Origin of the sequence: Streptococcus vulneris, from assembly GCF_019218685.1 — a bacterium.
Lineage (GTDB): Bacteria > Bacillota > Bacilli > Lactobacillales > Streptococcaceae > Streptococcus > Streptococcus vulneris.
Genome location: NZ_JAHUZC010000013.1, coordinates 1 through 15712 on the forward strand (window position 1 = coordinate 1; position 15712 = coordinate 15712).

Sequence of the window (15712 nt, forward strand, 5' to 3'; positions counted from 1 at the left end):
CGTTACTTTGAATCAAATGGAGCCATGAAAACTGGTTGGATAAAAGACAAAGGCGTCTGGTATTATCTAAATCCTGATGATGGCATTATGTTGGTTGGCCTCAATCAAGTAGATGGCAAGCAATATTACTTTAGTGCATCTGGAGCCATGCAGACTGGCTGGAAATGGTTTGATAATCATTACCGTTACTTTGAATCAAATGGAGCCATGAAAACTGGTTGGATAAAAGACAAAGGCGTCTGGTATTATCTAAATCCTGAAGATGGCATCATGTTGGTTGGTCTTCAAAAAGTCAATGGTGATCAATATTACTTTGATTCAACAGGAGAGATGCAAACTGGCTGGAAACAGGTTGATGGTAATTGGTACTATTTCCAAGCTGATGGTTCTTTATTGAAGAATGCAACAACACCTGATGGTTATAAAGTTAATGAAGAAGGTGTATGGAAACAAGTAGTTACTGTTGATAAGAATCCAAATCAATCTAGAAACAAACAGGAAACGTCTACTTTGACTGATAAATCAGAAAATATGAATAAGGAAGATAAACAAGAAAAACAAAAAGAAATGAACTCTTCTAATTCAGAAAAACAAAAAGAGGACTCAATTGTAGATCAAAGTATTTCCAACAAGAAATCAAAGGAATAATGAGAAAATCCCCTGCTAGTAGAATAGTCTATTAGCAGGGGATTATTTTAATTTCTTTTAATATTAGCAAGTGCAAGATTGAGTTCATAGTGGAGTGTTTTATCTTTGGTAAGAAATAGCGTCAAGAGATAATAAATACCGCAAGTCGCAACAGTCGCGAGAACCATGAGTACCATATTGAAGTTGACTGTATAAGAGTTGATTTGGAAAAGGAATTTAAACGCTAAGTAGATTGGAATAAATCCGAGCGATACAATAGTATAGCGTGTTAAGGTAATAAAGATTTCTTTTAAATCAAGCAACTTATGTTTCTTGATAAAGTAAATTTCCAGTAGAACAACTACAGTTTCTGCAATAATAGTAGTAGCAATGTAGTACTCTGGTGCAAAAATATTATTGAAATACAAGAGACTGTTGAATAGGATATTAGCTCCACCACCAAGGAAGTAAAAGGCTGTTAAACGATTTTCGTGGTCGTTGATGAAGATAATTTGTTTACCAAGGATTAATTCAATGGCCCAAATGATAGTACGAAAGGCGAAGACACTAGTCACAATACCAGCTTCAAGGTATTTTTCAGAAGAGTAGATGACTGCAGCGTAGTTTCCCAATACCATAATCCCAATACTGGTTGGAATGATGAGGAAGTAAAAGAGGGCAGCGCCTTGATTTAGAAGATTTTTATAAGACTCGTAGTCTTTTTTACCGAGATAGTAGCCTAGACGTGGAATACTGACGTTGATAGCTCCACTCAAGACACTAGCAATCAACATAACGATGCTGGAAGCAATGGTGTAATAAGAAATGTAGTTTTCATCAATAGTTTGTTCGTACTGTTTTTGAGCTTGTTTAGCTAGGTATAAAATCTTCTTATAGCCACAATTCTGTCTTCTTTTAGGGAAACCGTTACAGATAAAGGGAGCTTTGTCGAGTAGAGGACAAGGAAGGTTATCGCATGTAGACTCTCGGACTGTCTGTTTCGTTTGACTTCTTTGGAAACAGTAGTTTTGTCTTTTAGAATGGATTGTCAGGTAGCTTTGAAGGTTTCCCCGCGCTCTAAGCTTAATTGGATATCGTTACGGTCTGAAAGGGTAAGATGTTTATATTTTGTCATAGTGAGCCTTATTTCTAACTCAAACGTCTCACACTGAATTCCACCATAAAAATCCGTTTTAGACTAATTTCCACTTCGGTCAGGCAAGTGGAAGTTACTTTGAGAAGTTACCCTAGGGAAAATCTATCCCGACAGAGGAGCCTTCTTTTGATAAAATCGTAAAAATCTAGTATAATAGATAGAACTGAAAGTATGAGGTTACTAGCAATGAAAATGAAACAAATCAGTGATACAACTTTAAAAATCACGATGTCTTTAGAGGATTTGATGGATCGAGGAATGGAGATTGCTGACTTTCTCGTTCCTCAAGAAAAAACAGAAGAGTTCTTTTATGCTATCTTGGATGAGTTAGAGATGCCTGATAGCTTTTTAGATACAGGTATGTTGAGCTTCCGTGTGACTCCAAAACCTGATAAGGTAGATGTCTTTGTAACCAAATCAAAGATTGACCAAAATCTAGATTTTGAAGACTTATCGGATTTGCCAGACATGGAAGAATTGGCTCAAATGTCGCCAGATGAATTTATCAAAACCTTGGAAAAAAGTATCGCAGACAAAACAAAGGATGATATCGAAGCCATTCAATCTCTAGAGCAAGTCGAAGCCAAGGAAGAAGAGCAGGAACAGGTTGAACAAGAAGTTGAGAGCAAGAAAGAGCCTTACATCTACTACATCCTTTCTTTTGCTAAGTTAGCTGATTTGGTGGCTTTTGCCAAGACAGTGACATTTGAGATGGAAACTTCTGAACTCTACAAGATGAATGAGCGCTATTATTTGACCATTTTAGTGGATATTGAAAATCATCCAAGTCCATATCCAGCGTGGCTTTTGGCCCGTATGCGCGAGTTTGCAGACGATAGTGACATCAGTCGTTCAGTCTTGCAAGAGTATGGCCAAGTCTTGATGAATCACGATGCTGTGCTCAATCTGCAAAAAATCGGATAATCATTTCTGGAAAGCTATTTCTAGATTATAAGAAGAGCGAATCGTTTGATTCGTTTTTTCTTTTCTATACTGAAATAGTGAATTACTATGATAGGAATTTTCACAAAATTCTGTTATAATGGCTATAATAGAAAATTTCGAGGAGACAAACATGACAGTTAAAATTGCTTTACTAGGATTTGGTACCGTTGCAAGTGGTGTGCCTTTCCTCCTAAAGGAAAATGGAAAAAAAATCAATCAATCGGCACATTCAGAGATTGAAGTTGCTAAGGTGTTGGTCAAGGATGAAGATGAAAAGAATCGCTTGCTTGCAGCAGGGAATGACTTTAACTTTGTAACCAATGTGGATGACATTTTGTCAGATCAAGACATTACGATCGTAGTGGAATTGATGGGGCGTATCGAACCTGCTAAAACCTTTATCACTCGTGCCTTGGAAGCTGGAAAACACGTTGTTACTGCTAACAAGGACCTTTTGGCTGTCCATGGTGCAGAATTGTTAGAAATCGCTAAAGCTAACAAGGTAGCACTTTACTATGAAGCAGCAGTAGCTGGTGGGATTCCAATTCTTCGTACCTTGGCAAATTCCTTGGCTTCTGATAAAATTACGCGTGTCCTTGGCGTGGTCAACGGAACTTCCAACTTCATGATGACCAAGATGGTGGAAGAAGGCTGGTCTTACGATGATGCTCTTGCGGAAGCGCAACGTCTAGGATTTGCAGAAAGCGACCCGACAAATGACGTAGATGGGATTGATGCAGCCTACAAGATGGTGATTTTGAGCCAATTTGCCTTTGGCATGAAGGTTGCCTTTGATGATGTAGCTCACAAGGGAATTCGTAACATCACACCAGAAGACGTAGCTGTAGCCCAAGACTTGGGTTATGTAGTGAAATTGGTTGGTTCTATCGAGGAAACTTCTTCAGGAATTGCTGCAGAAGTGACTCCAACCTTCCTTCCTAAAGCGCATCCACTTGCCAGTGTAAATGGGGTAATGAACGCTGTCTTTGTAGAATCTATCGGTATCGGTGAGTCTATGTACTACGGACCAGGTGCTGGTCAAAAACCAACTGCAACAAGTGTTGTGGCGGATATTGTCCGTATCGTTCGTCGCCTGAATGATGGAACCATTGGCAAAGACTTCAACGAATATAGCCGTGACTTGGTCTTGGCAAATCCTGAAGATGTTAAAGCAAATTACTACTTCTCAATCTTGGCTCCAGACTCAAAAGGTCAGGTCTTGAAGTTGGCTGAAATCTTTAATGCCCAAGATATTTCCTTCAAGCAAATCCTCCAAGATGGAAAAGATGGTGACAAGGCGCGTGTTGTGATCATAACACACAAGATTAATAAAGCCCAACTTGAAAATGTCTCAGCTGAATTGAAGAAGGTTTCAGAATTCGACCTCTTGAATACCTTCAAGGTGCTAGGAGAATAAGATGAAGATTATTGTACCTGCAACCAGTGCCAATATCGGGCCAGGTTTTGACTCGGTCGGTGTAGCTGTAACCAAGTATCTTCAAATTGAGGTATGTGAAGAACGAGAAGAGTGGCTGATTGAACACCAGATTGGCAAATGGATTCCACATGACGAGCGTAATCTCTTGCTCAAAATTGCTTTGCAAATTGTGCCAGACTTGCAACCTAGACGCTTGAAAATGACTAGTGATGTTCCCTTGGCGCGTGGTTTGGGTTCTTCCAGCTCGGTTATTGTAGCTGGGATTGAATTAGCTAACCAACTTGCAAATCTTAATTTAACTGATCATGAAAAATTGCAGTTAGCGACTAAGATTGAAGGCCATCCTGACAATGTGGCTCCAGCCATTTATGGTAATCTCGTTATTGCAAGTTCCGTTGAAGGGCAAGTTTCTGCTATCGTAGCAGACTTCCCAGAATGTGATTTTCTAGCCTACATTCCAAACTATGAATTGCGTACTCGAGACAGCCGTGGCGTCTTGCCTAAGAAATTGTCTTACAAGGAAGCTGTTGCGGCTAGTTCTATCGCCAATGTGGCGGTTGCAGCCTTGTTGGCAGGAGACATGGTGACCGCTGGGCAAGCAATCGAGGGCGACCTCTTCCACGAGCGCTATCGTCAGGACTTGGTGAGAGAATTTGCGACGATTAAGCAAGTAGCCAAAGAAAATGGTGCCTATGCAACCTACCTTTCTGGTGCTGGGCCGACAGTTATGGTTTTGGCTTCTCACGACAAGATGCCAACGATTAAGGCAGAATTGGAAAAGCAACCCTTCAAAGGAAAACTTCATGACTTGAAAGTTGATACCCAAGGTGTCCGTGTCGAAGCAAAATAAAGAATAGAAGATAGGATGGGGAAACTCTTGATCAGAGGGCTTCCTATCCTTTTTTTGAAAAGCAGTTTATACTCAATGAAAATCAAAGAGCAAACTAGGAAGCTAGCCGCAGGCTGCTCAAAACACTGTTTTGAGGCTGCAGATGGAAGCTGACGTGGTTTGAATTTAATTTTCGAAGAGTATTAGTTAAAAACTTGGTAAAGGAGAAACGAAGATGGCAGAAATATATTTAGCAGGTGGTTGTTTTTGGGGTTTAGAGGAGTATTTTTCACGCATTTCTGGAGTGCTAGCAACCAGTGTTGGCTACGCTAATGGGCAAGTCGAAACGACCAATTACCAGTTGCTCAAGGAAACAGACCATGCAGAAACGGTTCAAGTTATTTACGATGAGAAAGCAGTATCACTCAGAGAAATTTTGCTTTATTATTTCCGTGTTATTGATCCATTATCAGTCAATCAACAAGGGAATGACCGTGGTCGCCAATATCGAACTGGGATTTATTACCAGGATGAAGCAGACTTGCCAGCTATCTACACAGTGGTGCAGGAGCAGGAGCGCATGCTTGGGCGAAAGATTGCAGTAGAGGTGGAGAAACTTCGCCACTACATTCTGGCTGAAGATTACCACCAAGACTATCTTAAGAAGAATCCTTCAGGTTACTGTCATATCGATGTGACCGATGCTGAGAAACCTTTGATTGATGCCTCTAACTATGAAAAGCCTAGTCAAGAGGTGTTAAAGGAAAGCTTATCAGAAGAATCCTATCGTGTCACCCAAGAAGCTGCGACAGAGGCTCCATTTACCAATGCCTATGACCAAACCTTTGAAGAAGGGATTTATGTAGATATCACGACGGGTGAGCCACTCTTTTTCGCCAAGGATAAGTTTGCCTCAGGATGTGGTTGGCCAAGTTTTAGTCGTCCGATTTCCAAGGAATTGATTCACTACTACAAGGATCTCAGTCATGGAATGGAGCGAATCGAAGTTCGTTCTCGGTCAGGAAATGCTCACTTGGGTCATGTTTTCACAGATGGCCCTCGGGAGTTAGGTGGACTTCGTTACTGTATTAATTCTGCATCCTTGCGCTTTGTGGCCAAGGATGAGATGGAAGAAGCAGGATATGGCTATCTACTGCCTTACTTAAACAAATAAATCAGAGAGGGTGGGTGCTTCCCACTTTCTTCATTTCCAGAATACGAATAGAAAGGATTTATGAAACACCTACTATCTTACTTTAAACCCTACATCAAGGAATCCATTTTAGCCCCCTTGTTCAAACTACTAGAAGCTGTGTTTGAGCTCTTGGTTCCCATGGTGATTGCTGGGATTGTTGATCAATCCTTACCCCAGAAAAATCAAGGTCATCTCTGGATGCAGATTGGCCTGCTCCTTATCTTTGCAGTGATTGGCGTTTTAGTGGCCTTAATAGCCCAGTTCTACTCAGCTAAGGCTGCGGTTGGATTTGCCAAAGAATTGACAGGTGACCTCTATCGCCATATTCTTTCCTTGCCCAAGGACAGCAGAGATCGTTTGACCACTTCTAGCTTGGTCACTCGCTTGATTTCGGATACCTACCAGATTCAGACTGGTATCAATCAATTCCTGCGTCTCTTTTTACGAGCGCCTATTATCGTTTTTGGAGCCATTTTTATGGCCTATCGAATCTCAGCTGAGCTGACTCTTTGGTTCTTGGTCATGGTTGTCATTTTGACCATTGTTATTGTAGGGCTCTCTAGACTGGTTAATCCTCTCTACAGCAGTCTGAGAAAGAAAACGGACCAACTGGTTCAAGAAACGCGTCAGCAAATACAAGGAATGCGGGTTATTCGTGCTTTTGGTCAAGAAAAACGAGAGTTACAAATTTTTCAAACTCTTAACCAAGTCTATGCTAGATTACAAGAAAAGACAGGTTTCTGGTCCAGTTTATTAACTCCTCTGACCTATCTGATTGTTAATGGAACCCTCCTTGTTATTATCTGGCAAGGCTATATTTCTATTCAAGGAGGATTGCTGAGTCAAGGTGCTCTCATTGCCCTTATTAATTATCTTTTACAGATTTTGGTGGAATTGGTCAAGCTAGCCATGCTGATCAATTCTCTCAACCAGTCCTATATCTCAGCCAAGCGAATCGAGGAAGTCTTTGCTGAGGTTCCAGAAGATATTCATTCAGAATTAGAACAAAAGCAAGCTACTAGAAATCAGGTTTTACAAGTCCAAGAATTGACCTTTACCTATCCTGATGCGGCCCAGCCTTCTCTGAGAGACATTTCCTTTGATATGACTCAAGGACAAATCCTTGGTATCATTGGGGGAACTGGTTCCGGTAAATCAAGCTTAGTACAACTCATTCTTGGACTTTATCCAGCAGATAAGGGGAGCATTTACCCTTATCGAGATGGATCTAGTCCTAGTAATTTGGAGCAGTGGCGGTCATGGATTGCCTATGTGCCCCAAAAGGTCGAACTCTTTAAGGGAAGCATTCGTTCTAACTTGACTCTAGGTTTAAATCAAGAAGTGACTGACCAAGAACTCTGGCAGGCTTTGGAGATTGCGCAAGCTAAGGATTTTATCAGTGAAAAGGAAGGACTATTGGATGCCCTAGTTGAGGCAGGAGGGCGAAATTTCTCGGGCGGTCAAAAACAAAGGCTGTCTATCGCACGAGCAGTCTTGCGCCAAGCTCCATTTCTCATCCTAGATGATGCGACCTCGGCCCTGGACACCATTACCGAGTCCAAGCTCTTGAAAGCTATCCGAGAAAACCTGCCAAATACAAGTTTAATCTTGATTTCTCAACGGACTTCGACACTTCAGATGGCAGACCAGATTCTCCTCTTGGAAAAAGGTGAGCTCCTAGCTATCGGCAAGCACGATGACTTGATGAAGACCAGTCAAGTCTATCGTGAAATCAATGTATCCCAACATGGTAAGGAGGACTAGCATGAGACAACAAACTGCAAAACAGACGCTCAAACGTTTGGCTAAAGACCTTGCAAGCCATCCCTTCCTCCTTTTCCTAGCCTTTCTAGGAACTATTGCCCAAGTTGGTTTATCGATTTACCTACCTATCTTGATTGGGCAGGTCATCGACCAAGTCCTAGTGGCTGGTTCCTCACCAGTTTTTTGGCAAATTTTCCTTCAGATGCTCTTGGTAGTCATAGGAAATACTCTGGTACAATGGGCCAATCCTCTTCTTTATAATCACCTAATCTTCTCTTATACCAGAGACTTGCGAGAGCGAATCATCCATAAGCTCCATCGTTTACCGATTGCTTTTGTGGATCGGCAGGGCAGTGGCGAGATGGTCAGTCGTGTGACCACAGACATAGAACAGTTGGCAGCCGGCTTGACCATGATTTTTAACCAATTTTTCATTGGTGTCTTAATGATTTTGGTTAGTATTCTAGCCATGCTTCAAATTCATCTCCTCATGACTCTTTTGGTCTTGCTGTTGACGCCACTGTCTATGGTAATCTCACGCTTTATTGCCAAACGCTCCTATCATCTCTTCCAAAAGCAAACAGAGACAAGGGGGATTCAAACTCAGTTGATTGAAGAATCTCTTAGCCAGCAGACCATTATCCAGTCCTTTAATGCTCAGGCAGAATTTATCCAAAGGCTGCGTGAGGCTAATGACAACTATGCAGGTTATTCACAGTCAGCTATCTTTTATTCTTCAACGGTCAATCCTTCGACTCGCTTTGTCAATGCGCTTATTTATGCCCTTCTAGCTGGAGTGGGAGCTTATCGTATCATGATAGGCTCTACCTTGACCATTGGACGCTTAGTGACTTTTTTGAACTATGTTCAACAGTACACCAAGCCTTTTAATGATATTTCTTCAGTGCTAGCTGAGTTGCAAAGTGCCTTGGCTTGTGCAGAACGTGTTTATGGAGTCTTAGATAGTCCTGAGGTGGCTGAAACAGGTAAGGAAGAGTTGACTAGTGACCAAGTTAAGGGAGCTATTTCCTTTAAACAGGTTTCTTTTGGCTACCATCCTGAAAAGATTTTGATTAAGGATTTATCTATTGATATTCCAGCTGGTAGCAAGGTTGCTATTGTTGGTCCGACAGGTGCTGGAAAATCAACTCTTATCAATCTCCTCATGCGTTTTTACCCTATTAACTCAGGAGATATCTTGCTGGATGGGAAATCCATTTATGATTATAGTCGTGCCTCTTTACGCCAGCAGTTTGGAATGGTGCTTCAAGAAACCTGGCTCAAGCAAGGAACTATTCATGATAATATTGCCTTTGGAAATCCTGATTCCAGTCGGGAGCAAGTGATTGCTGCTGCCAAAGCAGCCAATGCAGACTTTTTCATCCAACAGTTGCCGCAGGGATACGATACCAAGTTGGCAAATGCAGGAGAATCTCTCTCTGTTGGTCAGGCCCAGCTCTTGACCATAGCCCGAGTCTTTCTGACTATTCCAAAGATTCTTATCTTAGACGAGGCAACCTCTTCCATCGATACGCGGACAGAAGTGCTGGTTCAGGATGCCTTTGCTAAACTCATGAAGGGGCGTACAAGCTTTATCATTGCCCACCGCTTGTCAACCATTCAGGATGCGGATTTGATTCTTGTCTTGGTGGATGGCGACATTGTTGAGTATGGGAGCCATCAGGAACTCATGGCTCGAAAGGGTAAGTATTATCAAATGCAGCAAGCAGCAGATTTTAGCTTTGAATAAGCCATTCTCTTTTGAAAGTTTATGGACGAAAAAAGTTGCCTTCGGGTGACTTTTTTGTTACAATAGCTAGAAAAAATCAAGGCCTTAGAAGGAGAAAAACAATGAAAGTCTATCAGCATGTAAATATCGTGACTTGTGATCAAGATTTCCATGTTTATCTGAATGGAATCTTAGCAGTTAAGGATTCTCAAATCGTCTATGTCGGTCAAGAGAATTCAGAGATTTTAGAGCAAGCTGAGCAGATTATAGACTATCAGGGGGCCTGGATTATGCCTGGTTTGGTCAATTGTCACACCCATTCTGCTATGACAGGATTGAGAGGAATTCGAGATGATAGCAATCTCCATGAATGGCTTAATGACTATATCTGGCCAGCAGAAGCAGGATTTACTCCCGACATGACTACAAGAGCGGTTAAAGAAGCTATGATAGAGATGCTCCAGTCGGGAACAACAACCTTTAACGATATGTATAATCCCAATGGTGTGGATATTGAACGGATTTATCAGGCAGTGAAAACTTCCAAGATGCGTTGTTATTTTTCACCGACCCTCTTTTCCTCAAAGGCAGAAACAACTGCTGAGACGATAAGTAAAACTCGAGCAATCATTGAGGAAATTATTGGATATAAAAATCCAAATTTCAAGGTGATGGTAGCCCCACATTCTCCCTACAGCTGTGATAGAGACTTGCTGGAAGAAAGTTTAGACATGGCAAAAGAGCTTGCTATTCCAATCCATATCCACGTGGCGGAGACCAAGGAGGAGTCAGGAATTATCCTGAAACGATACGGCAAACGCCCCCTTACTTTTCTAGAAGAACTGGGTTACTTAGATCATCCGTCTGTCTTTGCTCACGGGGTTGAATTAAACGAGAGAGAAATTGAACGCTTGGCAACTTCTCAAGTGTCTATTGCCCACAATCCTATTAGTAACCTCAAACTGGCATCAGGGATTGCTCCCATCATTCAACTGCAAAAAGCAGGAGTGGCAGTAGGAATTGCGACAGATTCGGTTGCTTCCAATAACAATCTAGATATGTTTGAGGAAGGACGGACTGCAGCCCTTCTTCAGAAGATGAAAAGTGGGGATGCCAGCCAATTTCCTATCGAAACAGCTCTCAAGGCACTGACAATCGAAGGGGCTAAGGTTCTAGGAATGGAAAATCAGATAGGAAGTCTAGAAGTCGGCAAGCAAGCAGATTTTCTCGTTATTCAACCACAAGGAAAAATTCATCTCCAACCTCAGGAAAATATGCTTTCTCATCTCATCTATGCTGTTAAATCCAGTGATGTTGATGATGTTTATATCGCTGGAGAACAGGTTGTTAAGCAAGGCCAAGTACTAACAGTAGAACTTTAAAAGAAAAATCACGAAAAATTTTAAAAAAAGTTTGCAAAAATCTTGCATTCTTTTTTTTACTATGCTATACTTATATACGGTTTGAAAAAACTGCCTAAGACAGTAGGGGAGCTCGACTCATAAATATCCTACCGAGGACAAAACGTATCATGTAAAAAGAAGCGTATTGTACTTTCGTGTCTAGGTTTGGGCGCGTTTTTCTTTTGAAAAATTTCCCCAAGCAAAATAATAACGGAGGTGAACACACTAATGAGTGAAGCAATTATTGCTAAAAAAGCGGAACTAGTTGACGTAGTAGCTGAAAAAATGAAAGCTGCTGCATCTATCGTCGTTGTAGACGCTCGTGGTTTGACAGTTGAGCAAGATACAGTTCTTCGTCGTGAGCTTCGTGGAAGCGAAGTTGAGTATAAAGTTATTAAAAACTCAATCTTGCGTCGTGCAGCTGAAAAAGCTGGTCTTGAAGATCTTGCATCTGTATTTGTTGGACCATCTGCAGTAGCATTTTCTAACGAAGATGTTATCGCACCAGCGAAAATCTTGAACGACTTTTCTAAAAACGCTGAAGCACTTGAAATCAAAGGTGGTGCAATCGAAGGCGCTGTCGCATCTAAAGAAGAGATTCTTGCTCTTGCAACTCTTCCAAACCGCGAAGGACTTCTTTCTATGCTCCTTTCTGTACTTCAAGCGCCAGTGCGCAACGTTGCTCTTGCAGTCAAAGCGGTTGCAGACAACAAAGAAGACGCAGCTTAATCTTAAGCTACGCAGCGTAGCCTAGCTACGAAAATATATTATAAATTTAAAACATATTTGGAGGAAATAACAATGGCATTGAACATTGAAAACATTATTGCTGAAATTAAAGAAGCTTCAATCCTTGAATTGAACGACCTTGTAAAAGCTATCGAAGAAGAATTTGGTGTAACTGCAGCTGCTCCTGTAGCTGTTGCTGCAGCTGGTGCTGCTGACGCTGGTGCTGCTAAAGATTCATTCGACGTTGAATTGACATCTGCAGGCGACAAAAAAGTTGGCGTTATCAAAGTTGTACGTGAAATCACAGGTCTTGGTCTTAAAGAAGCTAAAGAACTTGTTGACGGTGCACCAGCACTTGTTAAAGAAGGCGTTGCAACTGCAGAAGCTGAAGAAATCAAAGCTAAATTGGAAGAAGCTGGAGCTTCAGTTACTCTTAAATAAGAGGCATATACCAATTAGAATTCGGAATACTATAGTATCAGCCTTTTAGAATCGTGAACACATTTTAGAAACTGATAAATTTATTTAGTTTCCTACCAAAAACCCTACCAAAAATTAATTTGGCAGGGTTTTTCTTTTTAATAAAATTATTTTGGAGAACAGGACTCGTTTTGTAGAACTTTTTAAGAACCCTGACTATCGTTGTCACTATTTTGCAAAACATAAAAAATCAGAGTCAGATTTAGATTTTGCGGAATTTGTCTTTCAAAATCGGGAAAATTCAGATGAATTACAACACCATTTTGATTTTATCTATAGTGTTCAGACTGATGCCAATCCAATCCAACCCAAGCTTTAGCTCGTTTTCGTCAGAATGAAATTACAAAAGAAGAAATGCTTGCTGAGTTTAGAAACCTCTATTCTTTTAAACAATTATCCATTCACAACCAATCTTAAAATAAAGAAGGTTTATCAATCAAAGACAGGAGAGGAGTTACAAAAATGGCAGTAGTATCATTGGAAAATAATATTAAACTATATAGTTCAGAATTATTTCAAGCACTATTAAAAGCCTCTAATTATAAATTGGATGAGCGTATTGCTCAGACTGTTGCAGAAGACTATGCTCGTAATCTAGATTATTATGATCCTGAACTGATGCATGTTGGTGTAACTTCTGTTGCTAACAATTTGCTTACAAAAATTAAACAAGAGTATTTTAATGTATAGTATTTTGAAAAGCCACCGAAAAAGGAATTACTCTTTAAGGTTGCTTTTTTAGAAGTAAAGTTTAGGCTAGAAAAACAAGAAATAACGCACCAATTTTGGTGCGTTATGATTTTTATGCTATAATTGAATTATAAAAATAAAGGAGTTTGCCATGATTGGAAAGAACATAAAATACTTACGTAAAACACATGACTTAACACAACCCGAATTTGCCCGAATTATAGGAATTTCTCGGAACAGCTTAAGTCGGTATGAAAATGGAACTAGTTCAGTCTCTACGGAACTAATAGACATCATCTGCCAGAAGTTTAATGTATCTTATGTCGATATTGTAGGAGAAGATAAAATGCTCAATCCTGTTGAAGATTATGAATTGACTTTAAAAATTGAAATTGTGAAAGAAAGAGGTGCTAATCTACTTTCTCGACTCTATCGCTATCAAGATGGTCAGGGAATTAGCATTGATGATGAATCTAATCCTTGGATTTTAATGAGTGATGATCTATCTGATTTGATTCATACGAATATCTATTTAGTAGAAACTTTTGATGAAATAGAGAGATATAGCGGCTATTTGGATGGAATTGAACGTATGTTAGAGATATCTGAAAAGCGGATGGTAGCTTAATGGAAATCCAAGATTATACTGATAGTGAATTCAAACATGCTCTAGCACGGAATCTTCGTTCACTGACAAGAGGAAAAAAGTCCAGTAAGCAACCTATAGCGATTTTGCTTGGAGGGCAAAGTGGTGCTGGTAAGACTACAATTCATCGTATTAAACAGAAAGAATTTCAAGGAAATATTATTATCATTGATGGCGATAGTTTTCGTTCTCAGCATCCACACTATATAAAACTGCAGCAAGAATATGGCAAAGATAGTGTAGAATACACCAAAGATTTTGCAGGCAAAATGGTAGAGTCTTTAGTAACAGAATTGAGTCATTTGGGATACAATCTTTTGATAGAGGGAACTTTACGAACGATTGACGTTCCAAAGGAAACAGCACAACTCTTGAAAAGTAAGGGATATGAAGTACAATTAGCCTTGATTGCGACAAAGCCTAAGCTGTCCTATCTGAGCACTCTTATCCGATACGAGGAACTGTACGCTATCAATCCAAATCAAGCACGCGCAACTCCAAAAGAACATCATGATTTCATTGTAAATCATCTAGTTGATAATACACGGCAATTGGAAAAACTAGCTATTTTTGAAAGAATTCAAATTTATCAACGAGATAGAAGTTGTGTATATGATTCAGAACAAGATAAGACTTCAGCAGCAGATATTCTTCAAGACTTACTGTTTGGAGAGTGGAGTCAAATAGAGAAGGAGATGCTTAAATCTGGAGAAGAAAGATTGAAAGATTTAACTAATCGAAATGGTGGTTAGATCACGAATTTTAAAATATAGTCTATTTAGGATAAAAAAGTCTTTAAAATCAGAAAAACGCATAGTATTAGGTGTTGAAACTTGATACTATGCGTTTTCTTGTAGGAAGATTTACTCCATTTTCTTCTGAGATTGAGTTTTTCCTCATCTATATTTAAGGATATTTGAAAGTTATATTTTAGAAAAACAGTTATGGAGTTCTTAATACGGAATCTAGTATAAATACTGATTCAAAGTGGAGTGTTGTATGTTTTTTGCTTTTGTTGAGCATAAAATCTATTAACTAAAGTCGAACTACAAAAATTAATTTTAGATGAACTAAACTGTAGGCTTTGGAAAGTTCTCTTACTCGATTTCAGAATGAATTACTGATACGGGATTAAAAGAACTAAGTATTTCTTTTTGCTTTGAATGAGATACGTGAGTATAGATTTGTGTGATCGATATAGAACTATGTCCAAGAATTTGTTGAATATATCGAATATCTACATCACTATCTAGAAGCATTGTCGCAAAGCTATGTCTAAACATATGCGGTGTAATAGTTCTAGAAAAGTTATTTTGTTCAACGATTCTCTTTATTACTAAACGTACACTTTGCTCTGACAATGGTTTAAGTGAATGTTTCCCTGGGAACAAGAAATCATTGGATTCATTTCTTGTTTTATTTATATATGTTTCTAATAAATTGAATGTTTTTTGATCTCCTAAAAATAGGATACGTTCTTTCTTACCCTTTCCTATAATATGGAGTGTCTTATTGGAAAGATTAATGTCTTTGAGATGAATGTGGCAAAGTTCAGAAATTCTGATGCCTGTTGAAAGTAAAAGTGAAATAATTAGTAGATTTCTTTCAGCGTGTTGTTTTTGATAATCAGTTTTAGATAGAACTACTCTCTGCTCTAAATATAAAAAAATACTTTTCAGAATGTCATACGGAATCGTTTTAGGCAATATTTTTTCAGTTCTAAATTGAAAACGCAATTGATTGAAGGGGTTCTCTTCAATTATGTTCTGGTATTTTAGATAGTTATAAAACACCTTCATACAAGCAATTTTTCTTCTTAATGTATTCGTTTTTATGTTAGATTGTGTCAAGTGTTCTATATAGGATTCGACATTATCATAGTCTGAGTTATAAAATTGCATAAGATCATTCTTATAAGCGCGAATCGTGTGTGAACTCAAACGCTTATGAGTTTTGCAATAATCTAAGTAAGTAGAAATAAGTTTATAATCCATAAAAATCTCCTTTATCAATAATCATGCTATTATAAACCTATTTGAGTGCTTTGTATAGTGATAATAAATAGTTATCGGTAGGAAAAT

15 protein-coding genes, 1 pseudogene and 1 other annotated feature are annotated in these 15712 nt (G+C 39.3%); of the genes and pseudogenes, 13 read left to right on the forward strand and 3 right to left on the reverse strand.

The window, feature by feature from the left end; genetic code table 11:
• A partial coding sequence (locus KUA57_RS08400; RefSeq protein ID WP_431830576.1) for an N-acetylmuramoyl-L-alanine amidase family protein occupies positions 1-648 on the forward strand: 648 nt, incomplete at its 5' end.
• A 47-nt stretch (positions 649-695) separates the two neighbouring features.
• On the opposite strand, the gene KUA57_RS08405 is transcribed toward KUA57_RS08400, so the two are convergent.
• Positions 696-1421, reverse strand: a complete 726-nt coding sequence (locus tag KUA57_RS08405) for a polysaccharide biosynthesis protein (protein WP_125448009.1) — start codon at positions 1419-1421, stop codon at positions 696-698.
• Positions 1422-1457: 36 nt separating this feature from the next.
• A pseudogene (locus tag KUA57_RS08410) lies at positions 1458-1762 on the reverse strand (helix-turn-helix domain-containing protein); the annotation flags it as partial.
• A gap of 207 nt (positions 1763-1969) precedes the next feature.
• On the opposite strand from KUA57_RS08410, the gene mecA reads away from it, so the two are divergent.
• The 12 genes from mecA (at position 1970) to pezT (ending at position 14383) form a co-directional block, all read left to right on the forward strand.
• Positions 1970-2707, forward strand: coding sequence for an adaptor protein MecA (gene mecA, locus KUA57_RS08415; protein ID WP_084862409.1), 738 nt, complete (start codon positions 1970-1972; stop codon positions 2705-2707).
• Between the two features lie 151 nt (positions 2708-2858).
• Positions 2859-4145 carry a homoserine dehydrogenase gene (locus tag KUA57_RS08420; protein ID WP_084862407.1) on the forward strand — a complete coding sequence of 429 codons (1287 nt, stop codon included), beginning with the start codon at positions 2859-2861 and terminating at the stop codon, positions 4143-4145.
• 1 nt (position 4146) lies between these two features.
• Positions 4147-5016 carry a homoserine kinase gene (gene thrB / locus KUA57_RS08425; RefSeq protein ID WP_125448003.1) on the forward strand — a complete coding sequence of 290 codons (870 nt, stop codon included), beginning with the start codon at positions 4147-4149 and terminating at the stop codon, positions 5014-5016.
• 214 nt (positions 5017-5230) lie between these two features.
• Positions 5231-6169: a peptide-methionine (R)-S-oxide reductase MsrB gene (msrB, locus tag KUA57_RS08430; RefSeq protein ID WP_218494061.1), complete on the forward strand. Its 939-nt coding sequence runs from the start codon at positions 5231-5233 to the stop codon at positions 6167-6169.
• A gap of 60 nt (positions 6170-6229) precedes the next feature.
• A complete protein-coding gene (locus KUA57_RS08435) occupies positions 6230-7954 on the forward strand; it encodes an ABC transporter ATP-binding protein (protein ID WP_218494062.1) in 1725 nt (574 codons plus the stop codon).
• Position 7955: 1 nt separating this feature from the next.
• Positions 7956-9704, forward strand: a complete 1749-nt coding sequence (locus KUA57_RS08440) for an ABC transporter ATP-binding protein (RefSeq protein WP_084862399.1) — start codon at positions 7956-7958, stop codon at positions 9702-9704.
• A 101-nt stretch (positions 9705-9805) separates the two neighbouring features.
• Positions 9806-11065 (forward strand): TRZ/ATZ family protein, encoded by a 1260-nt coding sequence (locus tag KUA57_RS08445; RefSeq protein ID WP_218494063.1) that lies wholly within the window; start codon positions 9806-9808, stop codon positions 11063-11065.
• Between the two features lie 75 nt (positions 11066-11140).
• Positions 11141-11276: a sequence feature (ribosomal protein L10 leader region), on the forward strand.
• Positions 11277-11314: 38 nt separating this feature from the next.
• Positions 11315-11815 carry a 50S ribosomal protein L10 gene (gene rplJ, locus KUA57_RS08450; RefSeq protein WP_001287277.1) on the forward strand — a complete coding sequence of 167 codons (501 nt, stop codon included), beginning with the start codon at positions 11315-11317 and terminating at the stop codon, positions 11813-11815.
• Positions 11816-11887: 72 nt separating this feature from the next.
• Complete coding sequence (rplL, locus tag KUA57_RS08455; protein WP_001196965.1) at positions 11888-12256, forward strand: 50S ribosomal protein L7/L12; 369 nt, start codon at positions 11888-11890, stop codon at positions 12254-12256.
• A 501-nt stretch (positions 12257-12757) separates the two neighbouring features.
• Positions 12758-12985 carry a hypothetical protein gene (locus KUA57_RS08460; protein ID WP_115904248.1) on the forward strand — a complete coding sequence of 76 codons (228 nt, stop codon included), beginning with the start codon at positions 12758-12760 and terminating at the stop codon, positions 12983-12985.
• 151 nt (positions 12986-13136) lie between these two features.
• Positions 13137-13613, forward strand: a complete 477-nt coding sequence (gene pezA / locus KUA57_RS08465) for a type II toxin-antitoxin system antitoxin PezA (RefSeq protein WP_125448005.1) — start codon at positions 13137-13139, stop codon at positions 13611-13613.
• Entirely contained in the window at positions 13613-14383 is a 771-nt protein-coding gene (gene pezT, locus KUA57_RS08470) for a type II toxin-antitoxin system toxin PezT (protein ID WP_033685075.1), read from the forward strand. The genes pezA and pezT overlap by 1 nt, the downstream gene beginning before the upstream one ends.
• A gap of 345 nt (positions 14384-14728) precedes the next feature.
• Here pezT and KUA57_RS08475 read toward each other — a convergent pair whose 3' ends face one another.
• Complete coding sequence (locus KUA57_RS08475; protein ID WP_125448006.1) at positions 14729-15625, reverse strand: tyrosine-type recombinase/integrase; 897 nt, start codon at positions 15623-15625, stop codon at positions 14729-14731.
• Positions 15626-15712 lie beyond the last annotated feature (87 nt).